Annotated in this window: 11 protein-coding genes and 1 pseudogene; 3 read left to right on the top strand and 9 right to left on the bottom strand. The window is 72.1% G+C overall.

What is annotated here, in order from left to right; genetic code table 11:
* Positions 1 to 69: 69 nt before the first annotated feature.
* Positions 70 to 1092, top strand: a pseudogene (locus tag ACFHWS_RS07680) (aldo/keto reductase); the annotation flags it as partial.
* Between the two features lie 21 nt (positions 1093 to 1113).
* Here ACFHWS_RS07680 and ACFHWS_RS07675 read toward each other — a convergent pair.
* Complete coding sequence (locus ACFHWS_RS07675; RefSeq protein WP_416552577.1) at positions 1114 to 2151, bottom strand: sodium:calcium antiporter; 1038 nt, start codon at positions 2149 to 2151, stop codon at positions 1114 to 1116.
* 174 nt (positions 2152 to 2325) lie between these two features.
* On the opposite strand from ACFHWS_RS07675, the gene ACFHWS_RS07670 reads away from it, so the two are divergent.
* Complete coding sequence (locus ACFHWS_RS07670) at positions 2326 to 2844, top strand: DUF421 domain-containing protein (RefSeq protein ID WP_416552762.1); 519 nt, start codon at positions 2326 to 2328, stop codon at positions 2842 to 2844.
* Between the two features lie 43 nt (positions 2845 to 2887).
* Here ACFHWS_RS07670 and ACFHWS_RS07665 read toward each other — a convergent pair whose 3' ends face one another.
* The 8 genes from ACFHWS_RS07665 to ACFHWS_RS07630 form a co-directional block, all read right to left on the bottom strand.
* Positions 2888 to 3802: an ABC transporter permease gene (locus tag ACFHWS_RS07665; RefSeq protein WP_416552575.1), complete on the bottom strand. Its 915-nt coding sequence runs from the start codon at positions 3800 to 3802 to the stop codon at positions 2888 to 2890.
* On the bottom strand, positions 3799 to 5097 hold the full coding sequence (locus tag ACFHWS_RS07660) for an ABC transporter permease (RefSeq protein WP_416552573.1): 1299 nt from the start codon (positions 5095 to 5097) through the stop codon (positions 3799 to 3801). Before ACFHWS_RS07660 ends, ACFHWS_RS07665 begins: the two co-directional genes overlap by 4 nt.
* Positions 5097 to 6695, bottom strand: a complete 1599-nt coding sequence (locus ACFHWS_RS07655) for an ABC transporter ATP-binding protein (RefSeq protein ID WP_416552571.1) — start codon at positions 6693 to 6695, stop codon at positions 5097 to 5099. The genes ACFHWS_RS07660 and ACFHWS_RS07655 overlap by 1 nt, the downstream gene beginning before the upstream one ends.
* 49 nt (positions 6696 to 6744) lie before the next feature.
* Entirely contained in the window at positions 6745 to 7824 is a 1080-nt protein-coding gene (locus ACFHWS_RS07650; protein ID WP_416552569.1) for a BMP family ABC transporter substrate-binding protein, read from the bottom strand.
* A gap of 11 nt (positions 7825 to 7835) precedes the next feature.
* Positions 7836 to 9314 (bottom strand): amidohydrolase family protein, encoded by a 1479-nt coding sequence (locus ACFHWS_RS07645; protein WP_416552567.1) that lies wholly within the window; start codon positions 9312 to 9314, stop codon positions 7836 to 7838.
* Positions 9311 to 10330 carry a zinc-binding dehydrogenase gene (locus tag ACFHWS_RS07640; RefSeq protein ID WP_416567887.1) on the bottom strand — a complete coding sequence of 340 codons (1020 nt, stop codon included), beginning with the start codon at positions 10328 to 10330 and terminating at the stop codon, positions 9311 to 9313. Before ACFHWS_RS07640 ends, ACFHWS_RS07645 begins: the two co-directional genes overlap by 4 nt.
* Before the next feature lie 190 nt (positions 10331 to 10520).
* Positions 10521 to 11699, bottom strand: coding sequence for a PucR family transcriptional regulator (locus ACFHWS_RS07635; RefSeq protein ID WP_416567886.1), 1179 nt, complete (start codon positions 11697 to 11699; stop codon positions 10521 to 10523).
* Positions 11696 to 13165, bottom strand: coding sequence for an aldehyde dehydrogenase family protein (locus ACFHWS_RS07630; RefSeq protein ID WP_416567885.1), 1470 nt, complete (start codon positions 13163 to 13165; stop codon positions 11696 to 11698). The genes ACFHWS_RS07635 and ACFHWS_RS07630 overlap by 4 nt, the downstream gene beginning before the upstream one ends.
* A gap of 75 nt (positions 13166 to 13240) precedes the next feature.
* On the opposite strand from ACFHWS_RS07630, the gene ACFHWS_RS07625 reads away from it, so the two are divergent.
* The gene (locus ACFHWS_RS07625; RefSeq protein ID WP_416552559.1) at positions 13241 to 14323 is read left to right on the top strand and encodes an NAD(P)-dependent alcohol dehydrogenase; all 1083 of its coding nucleotides are present in this window, start codon (positions 13241 to 13243) and stop codon (positions 14321 to 14323) included.
* Positions 14324 to 14402 lie beyond the last annotated feature (79 nt).

The following is a 14402-nucleotide window of genomic DNA, read 5'->3' as shown; positions in this document are numbered from 1 at the left end:
CGGCCTTCGAGCCGCGTCAACGGTGCCAGCGTCGGTGGTCGGGTGCCAGGCTGGCGGCGGGAGGTTCTGATGCAGTACCGCAGACTTGGCGGCACCGGCGTCGAGGTGAGCACGCTCTGCCTCGGCGCGATGATGTTCGGTGCCTGGGGCAACACCGACGAGCAGGAGTGCCGGCGGATCGTCGGGGAGGCACTCGACGCCGGAATCAACGTCGTGGACACCGCCGACGTGTACGCGCACGGCGAATCCGAGCGGATCCTCGGCCGGGCGCTGCGTGGACGGCGCGATGACGTCGTGCTGGCCACCAAGTTCCACGAACCGATGGGGGACGACCGCAACCGGTGCGGCAACTCGCGGCGCTGGATCCGGCAGGCGGTCGAAGCCAGCCTGCGCCGGCTCGGCACCGACCGGATCGACCTCTACCAGGTGCACCGGCCCGACCCGGGCACCGACATCGACGAGACCCTCGGTGCGCTGTCCGACCTGGTCCGCGAGGGCAAGGTGCTGATGATCGGCTCCTCGGCGTTCCCCGCCGAGGAGATCGTCGAGGCGCAGTGGGTCGCCCAGCGACGGCAGCGGGAACGGTTCACCACCGAACAGCTGCCGTACTCGATCATGGCGCGGGGGGTGGAGGCCGGCGTGCTGCCGACCTGCCAGCGGCACCGACTCGGGGTGCTCGCCTTCAGCCCGCTCAACGGCGGCTGGCTGACCGGCAAGTACCGCTCCGCCGAGGTCCCCGCCGACTCACGGGCCGGACGCAACGCCGACCACTTCGACTTCCGTGACGCCGCAGCCCGGCAGCGCAAACTTGACGTGGTCGGCGAGTTGGAGAAGCTGGCCGCGCAGGCCGGGCTGACCCTGATCGAGCTGGCTCTCGGCTTCGTGCTGAGCCACCCGGCGGTGACCGGCGCCATCGTCGGCCCGCGCACCCTCCCGCAGCTACGCAGCCAGCTCGGCGCCGGGGAGCTGACCGGGCTGCCCGCCGCGGTGCTGGACCGCATCGACGAGCTGGTGCCGCCAGGGCACAACGTCAACCCCGCCGACGCCGGCTACCGGCCGCCGGCGCTCACCGACCCGGGGTTGCGCCGCCGGGACCGACCGACCGGCGGCGGGTCAGTCGGCGCGGATGAGCAGCAGCACCACCGTGACCAGGTAGACCACCGGGATGGCGATGCCCTCGAAGCCGACACCCCGGCGTTCGCGCATGATCAGGCCGGCGGCGAGGGTCACGGTGAGCAGCGTGGTCGATCCGGCGAGAAGCAGACCGGCAGAGGCCGCGTCGGCGTAGACCGACCCCGGCCGGTACGCCGTGTCGGCGAGGAAGATCATCAGTGAGTCGAAGGCGTTGCCGCCGAGGATGTTGCCGATCCCCAGGGTCAACGCCCCGATCCGGACCGCCGCGATCAGGGTGACCAGTTCCGGCAACGACGTGATCGCCGTGGTGACGGTGAACCCGACGAAACCGCTGGGCAGCCCGGTCGCCGCGATCACCCCCAGGCCACCCTGCCCGATCAGGTAGCCGGTGCCACCGACCACTGCGGCCAGCGCGGCCAGCCGCCACCACAGCCGGCGAGTGCTGGGCGCACCCTCGGCGTCGCCGTCGGGGTCGTCCGGTACGTCCTGCCGGGTGTCCGACGTCTGCTCGGCCCGCCACATCGGGTTCTGTCGCAGCCGGCGGATCAGGTGCAGCCCGTACAGGTAGAGGACCGGGATCAGCAGACTCGCCGGATGCACCCAACCGAGGGTCAGGCCGGGCGTGGCGTAGGCGACGACCGGCAGGCAGAGCAGCGCCACCAGCACCAGCGCCTGCATGATGTTCTCCAGCGAGGCGGCCGCGTGTTCGATGTTCGACCGCCGGTAGAGCAGGTCGGCGATGGCCAGCCAGACCGTCTGTACGGCGATGCCACCGATCGGGTTGGCGATGGCGAACTGGGCGTCGCCCTGCCATGCGCCGATCGCGGTGGTGGCGATGCCGGGTAGCGAGGTGACCGCGCCGAGCAGCAGCGCTCCGGCGACGGCCTCGCCCATCCCGGTCCGGTCGGCGAGGGTGTCGGCGGTCGCCGCCAGCGACTTGCCGGCGAAGACGATCACGAGCAGGGCGACCGCGAGCGCCGCGATGCTCGGCGCCAGCGGCCAGGCCGAGCCGGTCACCGTCGCTCGCCGTCGCCTCGTGACGGATGGCCCGGTGACGGTGGGCACGACCGAGCCGTCTTCGTCCGTTCACGTCCCATGACCGCCCCCGTTACCCGATCACCGCCGCAGCGAATCATTCGCCCGTGATCCGGTCGACGGGGTAGCCCGGGGCGTCGCGGGTATTTGAGCAGGATGTTACTCGACAATCCAGATGACCTGTGGCGAGTCACCGCTGTCGGTGTCCTGACCTACGTCCTTCTCGTCGGCGTACTCAGAGCGTCCGGCAAACGGACCCTGGCGAAGCTGAACGCCTTCGACCTGGTCGTCACGGTCGCGCTCGGCTCCACTCTGGCGACCATCCTGCTCTCCGGCGACGTCTCGTTCGCCGAAGGCGCGGCGGCGTTGATCCTGTTGGTGGCTCTCCAGTTCGCCGCGAGCTGGCTGTCCGTACGGTGGGCTCCGCTCCGGTCCGCGCTGAAGTCCACCCCGACGCTGCTGCTCCACGATGGAGAACTGCTCACCGCGTCGATGCGCCGCCAACGGGTCACCGACAACGAAATTTGGCAGGCGGTCCGGGCACAGGGCGTCGGCGACATCGCCCAGGTGGCCGCCGTGGTGCTGGAGACCGACGGTTCGTTCAGCGTGATCACCCGTCGGCAGATGGGCGACGGTACCGCGTTGGAAGATGTCACGTGCGGAGCGACGCGCTGAGCCGGGCCAGCGACACCGGGACGCCGGTAGTCAGGTCGCCCGACTAGGTGGTGCCGCGCTGGAATGGTTTGGCCAGCGCTCTCGGTTCCCGGTGCTGGGTGGCGAACACCAGCATGGCCAGCAGCGCCAACAGGTACGGCGCGGCGATGAGCAGCTGCGAGTTGATGGTCACCCCGAGTGCCGGCAGCGCCAGCCGCATCGCGTCGGCGAGGCCGAACACCGCGCAGCCGACCATGGTCCGGCCGAGCCGCCAGGCGCCGAAGATCACTGCGGCGATCACCAGATAACCACGGCCGGCGGTCATGTTCTGGTTGAACGAGCCGACCTCGCCGACCGCCAGGTATGCACCGCCGAGCCCGGCGAGCAGGCCGCAGAACAGCAGCGCCTGCCGGCGCCGGTGGTTGACCCGGATTCCGCTGACGTCGGCGGCCTGTGGGTTCTCCCCGACCGCCCGCAGCTCCAGGCCCCACCGGCTGCGTTCCACCAGCCACCAGGTGAGTGGGACCGCGATCAGCAGCAGGTACGCCGGCCAACGCTGTACGAACAGCATCGGTCCGATGATCGGGATGTCGCGCAGCACCGGGATGTCCACCCGCCACACCTGATGCCCGGTGAAGCTGCTGATGGTGATCAGGTAGCTGGTCAGGCCGAGCACCAGCGCGTTGAGCACCAGACCGACGACGAACGTGTTGATCTGGGCCCGGTGCGACAGGTTGGCGTGCAGCACGGCGACCAGCACGCCGACCAGTGCGCCGGCGGCCAGCCCGACGGTGGCGCTGCCGGTGGCGCTGGCGACCGCGACCGAGCCGAACGCCGCGCCGAGCATCATGCCCTCGACCGAGATGTTCAGCGTGCCGGCGCGCTGCGCCACGTACTCGCCGCAGGCGGCGAAGGCCAACGGGATGGTCAGCCGCGCCCCACTGGACAGAATGGTGGCAATGTTGTCGGCGGCGCTCATGCCGGCCTGCCTTCCATGGTGGTCTTCTCGTTTCCAGCCGATCCGCTACCGGTTGACCCACTACCGGCCGCCTCCGGCACGTCGATCGCCGGCACCTCGGCACCCGGTGGTGCCGGCTCCCCTGTCGACGGGGTTGGGGTCGGCAGGCCACCGGTCGGCGGCGGGGTGCCGGCCGGCTCACCGCCGGCCCGCCGCCGGCGCAGCAGGGCGATCACCGCCGGTGGCGCCACGAACGCCAGCACCAGCAGCGCTTTGACCACGTCGACCAGAAACGACGGCACGCCGGTGGCGGCCAGAAAACTGGAACCGGCGCGTAACACGCCGAACAGCACCGCCACCGGGATGGCCAGCAGCGGATTGTTCCGGCCGACCAGGGCGACCAGCAGGCCATCCCAGCCGAGGTTCAACGACATCCCCGGCTGCAGCCGGTGGCTGCCGATCGGGCTGGTCAGCAGCAGCGCGCCGGCCAGGCCGGCGAAGGCTCCCGAGATGGCCAGCGCCATCCCACCGAGGGCGCCGACCCGGACCCCGGCGTGCTGGGCGGTGACCGGGTTGAGCCCGAGCATCTTGAGCCGGAACCCCCACCGGGTCCGGGTCATCGCCAGGCTGATCGCCACCGCGATCAGGACGGCCAGGATCAGCCCTCCGTTGACCTGCAGGTTCGGGTACTCACCGAGGGAGGCGAGCCGGGCGTTCTCCGGCAGCGGGTTGGACTGCGGCGAGACCACCCCGGTGCCCAGCCGGGACTCCTGCAGCAGCCACGGGGTGTTGACCGCGAACGCCAACAGCTGCTGGGCCAGGAAGGTCATCAGCAGCGTGCTGACCACCACGTTGACCCCTCGGAAGCGGTACATCAGCGCGCTCAGTCCGGCCCAGCCGCCAGCGGCGAGCAGGGCCGCGAGCAGCACGACGACCAGTAGCAGCGGCCCGGGCAGGGCGAGTCGCAGGCCGACCCAGGCACCGGCCAGCGCCCCGATCAGCACCTGGCCCTCCTGGCCGATGTTGAAGAAGCCGGACCGGGCGCTCACGCACGCGCCGACCGCGACCAGCAGCAGCGGCGCGACGTAGAGCAGCGAGTTGCTCCAGGCTCGCGGGCTGGCCATGCTGCCCTGGTACAGCGCTTGCACCGAGGCGCTCGGCGAGCCGCCGGTGACCGCGATCAGCAACGCGGACAGGCCGAGGGCGACGGCGACCGTGACCACCGTCGCCGCGGTGACCTGCCAGCCGCCGGGGCCGGGGGTGAGCCGGGCCAGCAGCCGCCGGCCGGCCGGGTCCGCACCGGTCAAGGTGGCCATCAGTGGCTCACCCCGCCGACCAGCATCCCGAGGCGTTCCGCGGTGGCCTCGGCGGGATCGAGCACGCCGACGATCCGGCCCGAGGAGATCACCGCCACCCGGTCGGACAGGGCCATCACCTCTTCGAGCTCGGTGGAGATCAGCAAAACCGCCACCCCTTCCGCGGCGGCCTGCCGCAGCCGCAGGTACATGTCTTCGATCGCGCCGACATCCAGCCCGTGGGTGGGCTGGGCGGCGATCAGCACCCTGGGTCCGGCGGACAGCTCCCGGGCCAGCACCACCCGCTGCTGGTTGCCGCCGGAGAGGCTGCGTACCGGGGTGTCCGGGGACGGGGCGATGATGTTGAACTCGGTCATCCGTTGCCGGGCGATCTGCTGGATCCGCCGCCGGCTGAGCACCCCGCCGGTGCCGGAGACCCCGGCCAGCGACTTCATCACCAGGTTCTCGGCGATGGTCATGTCCAGCACCACGCCGGAGCGGTGCCGGTCCTCGGGCACGATGCCGAGTCCGGCGGTGTGCAGCGCGCCAGCCCGGTCGAGGTCGACCGGCTCGCCGCCGATCTCGACCGTTCCGGAGTCGGGCACCAGCAGCCCGGAGAGCAAATCACCGAGGGTGGCCTGGCCGTTGCCTTCGACGCCGTACAGGCCGACGATCTCCCCCGGTGCAACATCGAGATCAAGTTTGTCGAGGATCCGCAGCTCACCGAGGAGCACGGTGAGCTCGCGCAGCCGCAGCGCCGGCGGGGTGCCGGCAGCCGGCTGATCGGGCGGTACCGCAGCCGGCGGCTCCACCGGCTGGTCGCCGGAGCGTTCGACCGGCAACATGCCCAGCGCGGCGCTCTCTGCCCGCAGCGACACCTCCCGGCCGACCATCTGCCGGGCCAGCAGTTGCGGGGTGGTCTGTGCGGTCGGCCCGTGGAAGACCACCGCGCCCCGGCGCAGCACGGTGACCTGGTCGGTGGCCGCGATGATCTCGGCCAGCTTGTGGCTGATCAGGATGACCGCCCGGTTCTCCGCCTGCACCACCCGGCGCAGCACGGTGAACAGTTCGGCCGACTCGGCCTGGGTGAGCACTGAGGTCGGTTCGTCGAGGATCAGCACCGACGGGTCGCGGCGCAGGCACTTGATCAGCTCTACCCGTTGCCGCTCTCCGGCGGACAGCCGGTCCACCCGCGCCATCGGGTCGATAGGCAGACCGTACCGCTCGGCGACCTGCCCGACCTGGGCGCAGGCCGCGCCCTTGTCGACCCGGCCGCTGTCGCCCATGATGACGTTCTCCCAGACGGTGAGCGGGTCGATCAGGCTGAAGTGCTGGTGCACCATGCCCAGCCCCAGATCGGCCGCCCGCTGCGGGGTGTCGATCTCCACCGGCTCGCCGTCGCGCAGGATGCTGCCGGCGTCCCGGTGCACCAGCCCGAGCAGAATCTTCATCAGGGTCGACTTGCCGGCCCCGTTCTCGCCGAGGAGGCCGTGGATCTCGCCGGGTCGTACGGCAAGATCCACGGCGTCGCAGGCGACGACCGGACCGTAGCGCTTGCTCACTCCGCGCAGGGTGAGCGCCGGCGCCGTATGGCCGTCGGTGTGCACAGTCCGTTCCACCTCGCTAGTCGGGTCAGGCAGGGGATTCCGAGTGCGGGGCGGTGGCGGGTCAGCCGCCGAGCCGCTCCACCTCGGCGGCGGTGTCGATGTTGCCCTCAGCCACGTCGGTGACGAAGGCTTCCATCCGCTCGGTCTGCTCTGCCGTCGGGTCGCAGATCTTGATCGCCGGGTACGGGTCGACGCCGATCTGCCACACCTTGGTGGTGCCCATCTCCAGCTCGCCCTCGGCGAACAGGGTCAGCGCGGCGGCGAAGTAGGCACCTGGATCGAAGATTACCGAGATGTCGAACTCCGGCTCGGTCGAGTCGCACCGGTCGGTACCCGGGGTGAGGGTGAGCGCACCGCCCTCGTTGGCCAACTCGGCTGCGGCGTCGGTGGCCCCGCCGAGGTACGGGTAGACCACACTGACGCCCTGGTCGATCTGCGCCTGCACAGCTTCCCGGGCCTTGGCGGAGTCGTTGAAGTCACCGGTGTAGGTGATGACGAGGTCGGCGTCGGGAACGACCATCCGGATGCCGGCCTTGAAGGCCCGGGCGGCGTTGATCGCGAAGTCGACCTCCAAGCCGGTGACGAAGCCGGCCTTGGTGTCGCCGTTCTCCTCCATCAGCAGACCGGTGGCGTACCCCGCAGCGAGCATGCTCTGGTTCGGGTCGTCGCTGGAGATGACGATCTCCGGGGTCTGCGGAATGTTCTCCGACGACGGCACGTACCAGGCAACGTTCTCGCAGGCCGGCTCCTCGGAGGCAGGGATGGCGTCCTTGAGCTCGGAGGCGCCCAGCGCCACCATGTCGACGCCCTGCTGGCACAGCGCCCGGGCCGAACTGAGCGCCTCGGTCGGCGGCACCGAACCCCGCTTGATGACCTCCCAGCCCTGCTCGTTGGCGAACCGCTCGGCTTCGGCGACAAAGCTCTCGTAGTAGCCGTTGTCATTGATGTCACCGGGGCTGAGCACCCCGATCAGCACCTTGCCGTCGCCGTTGACGTCCGGCTGGCCGGCGATGACGGTGCCGCCGCCCTCGGAGCCGGCGGGATCCGGCGCGGTGGCGTCGTTGTCGGCGCAGCCGACCAGGGCGAGACTGACGGCGCCGGCGAGCAGCGCCGCCGCACCCTTTCCGATCCTTATTGTCACAGCTGTTCCTTTCACCTTGAAGGCGTCGCGCCGGCCGGTCCGGTCCGGTGCGCGCGGTACTCGGTCGCCGGCACGGCAGGCCAGCGATGCGGGATGTCGATGCCGGCCCGGCGGAGCAGGTCCGCGCCGCGCGACGCGACCTCGGCCCGCAGGGCGTCGACGTCGACGGTGGTGATCCGTCGGTCCCGGACCACCGACCGGCCGTCGACCAGTACGTCCCGCACGGTGTGGCTGGCCGCGCCCCAGACGAGCTGGGTGGCCAGGTCCCCGCGCGGGGTCCACGCGATGGTGCGGGTGTCCAGTACGACCAGGTCGGCGGCCTTGCCGACCTCGATCGAACCGGTCAACCGCCCCAGCCCGACGGCGTCGGCGCCGTCAACGGTGGCCAGGGCGAAGATCTCGTCGGCGGGCAGCGGCTCGGCCGCGCCGCGGTCACGGTCCAGCCCGGCGAACAGCCGGGCGGCCCGCCACACGTCCGGGGTGTCGCCAGCGTTGTGCGAGTCGCAGCCCAACGCCAGCCGACCGCCGGCCCGCCGCAGCTCGGTGTGCCGGCCCGCCCGGGTGAAGCCCTGGCCGAGTCGCAGGTAGGCACCGGGGCACGAGGCGACGGCGGCACCGCTGCCGGCGAGAACGTCGAGTTCGTCGTCGTCGAGCCAGACGGCGTGCCCGAGCAGCAGACGGGGGCCGAGCACGCCGAGGTCGCGCAGGTGCAGCACCGGGCGGGGGCGGCCAGCGACGGCGTACCCGGCCGGGTCCTCGGCGCTGGGCGACAGATGCCAGGTCATCGGCACGTCGAGCCGCTCGGCCAGCTCTGCGGCACCGGTGAACAGTTCGTCGCTGACCAGGTCGTGGCCGACCAGGGTGACCCAGCCGGTGACCAGCCGGTCGCCGGCCAGCGCGGTGACCGTCTCGGCCTGCGCGGCGAGGGTGTCGGCGGCCGGCATCGAGTACGGGGCGTCGGCGGTGTCCCAGCCCCAGCGGCCGACCCGGCCCCGGATGCCGGCGGCGCGCAGCCCGGCGGCGACCCGCAGCGGATGCGCCACGGTGCCCGGTTCGAGCAGGGTGGTGACGCCGTAGCTGAGCGCCTCGACGGCAGTGAGGGTGGCCGAGAGTTCGTCGTCGTCGCCGGTGACGGCGGCGTGCAGCGGCACGATCCAGTCGAAGATCGCCTGCTGGGCGGGGACGTCGTCGGGGATGCCGCTGCGGATCAGCGGGTCGGCGGTGGTGTGCTGGTGGGCGTTGACCAGGCCGGGGACGACCAGGCAGCCGGCCGCGTCGAGCTCCGGGGTCTGCGGGTACGCGACCCGCAGCGCGCCGGTCGGGCCGATGTCGGCGATCCGGCCGTCGACCACCGCGATCGCGCCGCCCGTGACCACCTCCCGGCCGGGGGCCATGGTGACGATGTCAGCGTCGACGACAAGTAGGTCTGCGGGGGCGGCGGTGCCGGTTTCAAAGGCGGCGGTCGGGGCCGCAGGCGTGGGCGCGGTCATGGCCGAATCAGGATCTTGCCGACGAGGTCACCGGACTCCAACCGGGCGTACGCCGCAGGCAGATCTGCGAGCGGGTACTCGGTGCCCCGGACCACCCGCAGCCCGCCCGTGAAGTAGGCGTCGAGCATCGCGGCGAAGTCGGCTGGTGCGTACGCGCCGGCGCCGAGCAGGCGCAGGCCCTGGTGGTAGACCTGGGCCAGCGACAGGCTGACCTGGTCGCCACTGGTGTTGCCGAGCAGCACCAGCCGGCCGCCGGTACGCAGGCTGGCCAGGGAACTCTCCCAGGTGGCCGCCCCGACGTGGTCCAGCACCAGGTCGGCGCCGTGCCCGCCGGTGTGTTCCCGAACCCCGGCGGCAGTCAGGTCGTTCAGGTCGAGCACCACATCGGCGCCGAACGATACGGCGGCTGCCCGTTTGGCCTCACTGCGGGCCACCGCGATCACCCAGGCACCGCTGGCACGGGCGAGTTGGATGGCGGCGATGCTGACCGCGCTGGTGGCCGCCTGGATCACGACGGATTCGCCGCGGCGCAGGGCGCCGACCCGGTGCAGGGCGTGCCAGGCGACGCTCCAGGCGGTGGGCAGTGCGGCGGCGTCGGCCAGGTCGACGTGGTCGGGCACCCGGTGGGCGACGGCGGCCGGTACGGCGACGTACTCGGCGAAGCCGCCGGGGCGGTTGCCGCCGACGACGCGCAGCGTACGGCAGTAGCCGGGGTTGCCGCCGACGCAGGCGGGGCAGTGCCCGCAGCCGATGGTGGGGTCGAGCACGACCCGGTCGCCGGTACGCAGCGTGCCGACCTCGGTGCCGACGGCGACCACCTGTCCGGCGACGTCCATGCCGGCGACGTGCGGCAGCGTGAAGCCGGGCAGCAGACCGGGCCCGCGCAGCTGGAGCAGGTCGAGACGGTTCAGCGCGGCGGCGCGGACGGCGACGACGACGTCGGCCGGGCCGGGCTCGGGGTCCGGCAGGGCGCGCGGCCGCACGACTTCGGGGCCACCGAAGTCGGTCTGAACCATCGCTCGCACACTGACCTCCACCGGTCTACCAAACAATATGCCGTCTTGCATTGTGATTCGTGCTGCTTAGCGACGTACTCTGCCTGCGCTCCGGCGGCCTGTCAACGCCTCGACCGAAACTGGCTCAGCTACGTAACGTGCCTGTGATCCAGGCCGGCGCAACCGGGCGGAAGTCGCCATCGACCTGCGGTTACCCGCCATCAGCGATGGCGATCAGCAGCTCCCGCGCGACCAGCGCGGTACGCAGCACCGCAGCGGTCGACGGATGCAACGGGTCCACCCCCAGCAGCCGCTTGATCAGACCCACCCGGTAGCCGACGGAGTTACGGTGCAAATGTAGTTGTTCACTCACAGCTTGCCTGCTTCCCCCGGTTGCCAACCAGTGGTCCAGGGTGCGGAGCAGGTCGTCCCGCTGCGCGATCGGCCCCAGGTGCAGGTCCACGTACCAGCGCAGCCGGTCCTGCGGCACGGCCAGCAGCAGTTGCGCCAGACCGGCCCGCTCGAACGGCAGCTCAGTCAGCTCTGCCGCCGGGCTGCGGTGCAGCAGCAGCCGCAGCAACAGCCGGGCGTCCCGGAACGAGTCCGGGGTCGCGGCGGGGCCGGTCACCGACCGGCCGCCGGCCACCCGGACCTGACCGGCACCGACAATCTGTTCCAACCGGCTGCGCAGCCGAGCCACCTCCCGCTCGGCGTCGCCCTGCAGCAGGGTCCAGCCCAGCCGCCCGTCGGCCAGCACCGGCCGGTCCAGCCAGGTCAACGCCGACGCCCACCGGCGGCGCTGAGCGCCGGTGTAGCCGAGCGCCACCGCCGCGTGTGGCTGGTCCAGCCGCCACCGGTACGCCGCTGCGGCCCGCACCAGGTTCGCCTGGCCGGCCGGGGACCGGTCACCCGTACCGTCCCGCAGCGCCCGCAGCAGCCCGTCGGCCCCCACCGGCGCCGGCGACTGCGGCGGCTCCCGGCGTACCGCCTCGATGAGCAACGCGGTGACCGCGGACCGGGCGTAGTCGAGCTGGCCGGTCCCGACCGGCTCGGCCAGCAGCAGGGCGCCCAGCCGCCGGCCGCCGGATCCGACCGGCACCGACCGGCCGAGCCAGCCGTCGGCACACCGCACCCGGTCGCCACGCAGCGCCTCCGGGTCGACGACGGCGCTGCCGCTGGCGCTGCCGCTGGCGGCCAGCAGTTCGCCGGTCTCGGCAACCAACCGGCAGTCACGGCCGGTGGCCTCGGCCAGCCGGGCCAGCAGCACCGGCCAGCCGGCACCGCCGAACGCGAGGTCGGTCAGCCACTGGGCGAACTGGGCCGGCGTCGGTTCGGCGGCGACGGCCAGCCGGGGCCGGGCCGGCACCGGAAGGTCGGCCGCCCCGGTCACGTCGACGTTCGATCGAGCAGCCGGACCGCGACGGCCTTCTCCTGGGTGTATTCGCGCAGCGCCGCATACCCGCCGCCGCGGCTGAACCCGCTCTCCTTCTGCATGTTGAACGGGAACCCGATCACCCCGACATCGTGGAACTGGTTGACCGCCACCTGGCCGCTGCGGGCCTGGCCGGCCACCCGCAACGCCCGGGACACGTCGGAGGTCCAGACGCAGGTGAGCAGGCCGAAGTCGGTGCCGTTCATGATCGACACCGCTTCCTCGGTGGTCCGGAACCCCTGCACGGCCAGGACCGGGCCGAAGATCTCCTCGCGGGCCAACCGCATCGTCTCGTTGACGCCGTCGAACACGGTCGGGGCCACGTACCAGCCGTCGCCGAACGCGGCCGTGGCCGACTCCCCGCCGGTGACCAGCCGCGCCCCGGCGCCCGGCGCCTCGGCCAGGAACCCCCGGACCCGTTCGTACTGGGCCTGGCTGACCAGCGGACCCATGTCCAGGTCCTGCTCCCACGACCCGACCCGGATCTCGGCCATCGCGGCGGCCACCCGCTCGACCACCTCCGCCCGGACCGACTCCTCGACCACCAGCCGGGAGCCGGCATAGCAGTTCTGGCCGGCGTTCTCGGTGATCGAGGCGACGATCGCCGGGACGGCGGTGTCCAGGTCCGCATCGGCGAAGACCACGTTCGGCGATTTGCCGCCGAGTTCGAGCTTCACCGGGACCAGGTGCTCGGCGGCGGCCCGCATCACCGCCCGGCCGGTGCCGGTCGAACCGACGAAACTGATGTGGTCGACGTCCGGATGGCCGGTCAGCGCCACGCCGGCCTCCGGGCCGAGCCCGGTCACCACGTTGAGCACCCCGGGCGGCAGCCCGGCCCGCCGGGCCAGCTCGGCCAGGGCGAACGGGGCGAGCGGGGCGATCTCGGACGGCTTGAGCACCACGGTGTTGCCGGCGGCCAGCGCCGGGGCGACGTTCGCGGCGGTGAGCACGGACGGCACGTTCCACGGGATCACCACCGCGCAGACGCCGTACGGCTCCGGGCGGGTGTAACCGAAGTAGTCAGGGGTACGGGTGGGCAGGGTGACCCCGGTCAGCTTGTCGGCCGCGCCGGCGAAGTAGTCGACGATGCCCTGCGCGATGTAGATGTTGAGCCGCCCGCCAGAACGGGGTTTGCCCACGTCACGGGCCTCATGGGCGGCGAGCTCCTCGACGTGGGCGGCGATCAGGTCGGCCCACCGGCGCAGCGCGGCGCCGCGTTCGCTCGGCGAGGTCGCGGCCCAGCCGGGGGCTGCCCGACGGGCGGCGGCGACGGCGCGGTCCACGTCGCCGGCGCGGGCCCGGGCGACCGGCTGGATGCTCTGCCGGGTCGCCGGGTCGAGCACCGGAAGTTCGCCACCGTCGGCGGCCGCCTCCCAGGCACCGTCGATCAGCTGGCGGGCAGCGGGGATGTCCAGGTCAGCCATGGTGGAATCCTTGACCCTCCATGTTCCGCATGTCAAGATGCAGTCTCGCTTTGTGAGTACACCGGGAGGATTTGCGTGCGGGTCACGGCGGCGGTACTGGACAGCGCGGGTGCACCGTTCACCCTGCAGGAGCTCGACCTGGCCGGACCCGGGCCGGACGAGGTGCTGGTACGCGTACACAGCGTCGGTATCTGCGGCACCGACCTGGAGTTCGCCAACTTCTTTCCCACCCCGGCGGTGCTCGGCCACGAGGGTGCCGGCGTGGTCGAGCAGGTCGGCGAGCGGGTCACCGGGGTCTCGGCCGGCGACCACGTGGCGATGAGCTTCACCTCGTGCGGCAGTTGCCCGCTCTGTCTGACCGGCAGCCCGGCGTACTGCCGCAGCTTCGACGCGGTCAACTTCGCCGGCCGCCGCCCGGACGGCAGCAGCGCGCTGTCGCGCGACGGCGAACCGGTCAACGGACACTTTCTCGGCCAGTCGTCGTTCGCCAGCCATGTGGTCGCCCCGGCCCGCGCCGTGGTGCCGATCAGCAAGGAGATCGACCTGCGGCTGGTCGGGCCGTTCGGCTGCGGCTTCGGCACCGGGGCCGGCGCGGTGCTCAACGTGCTCCGCCCGCCGGTCGGGTCGTCGATCGTCGTCTTCGGTGCCGGCTCGGTCGGCGTCGCGGCGATCCTGGCCGCCCGGATCGCCGGCTGCACCACGATCGCCGCGGTCGACGTCAACGCCGACAAGCTGGACACCGCCCGGCTCCTCGGCGCCACCCACGGCGTCGACTCGCGCGCCGGGGACGCCAAGGAACTGCTCGCCGCGATCGCCCCGTACGGCTTCGACTTCGCCATCGACGCCACCGGGCGCGAGGAGGTGCTGCGGACCGCGGTCGAATCCCTCGGCCCGCTGGGTCGGTGCGGCGTCGTCGGGGTCGGCCCCAGCGAACGGATGAGCTTCGACTGGCGCAGCATCCTCAACGGGCGCAGCGTCACCGGGATCATCGGCGGCGACAGCCTGCCCCAGGTGTTCCTGCCGAGGCTGCTGGACCTGCACACCGCCGGCCGGTTCCCGGTGGACCGGCTGCTCAGCTACTACCCGTTCGAGCAGATCAACGATGCGGTGACGGCGGTACGCTCCGGCACCGTCGGCAAGGCCGTCCTGACGCTCTGACCCGACCGTGTCCCACTGCGAAACGTTGTCTCGCCATGTGAGTGGGATTACCCTCGGCTCCAGACACCCAGTGGCGCGG

The sequence above is a fragment of the Micromonospora sp. LOL_013 genome (assembly GCF_048060315.1).
Classification (GTDB): Bacteria; Actinomycetota; Actinomycetes; order Mycobacteriales; family Micromonosporaceae; genus Micromonospora_E.
The sequence above is the reverse complement of the archived record's forward strand: the minus strand, read 5'-3'. Positions and strand labels throughout refer to the sequence as shown.

Coding starts and splice junctions, on each gene's coding strand:
- ACFHWS_RS07670 (WP_416552762.1), top strand. CDS start 2,326: ATGTTACTCGACAATCCAGATGACCTGTGGCGAGTCACCGCTGTCGGT.
- ACFHWS_RS07665 (WP_416552575.1), bottom strand. CDS start 3,802: ATGAGCGCCGCCGACAACATTGCCACCATTCTGTCCAGTGGGGCGCGG.
- ACFHWS_RS07660 (WP_416552573.1), bottom strand. CDS start 5,097: ATGGCCACCTTGACCGGTGCGGACCCGGCCGGCCGGCGGCTGCTGGCC.
- ACFHWS_RS07645 (WP_416552567.1), bottom strand. CDS start 9,314: ATGACCGCGCCCACGCCTGCGGCCCCGACCGCCGCCTTTGAAACCGGC.
- ACFHWS_RS07640 (WP_416567887.1), bottom strand. CDS start 10,330: ATGGTTCAGACCGACTTCGGTGGCCCCGAAGTCGTGCGGCCGCGCGCC.
- ACFHWS_RS07630 (WP_416567885.1), bottom strand. CDS start 13,165: ATGGCTGACCTGGACATCCCCGCTGCCCGCCAGCTGATCGACGGTGCC.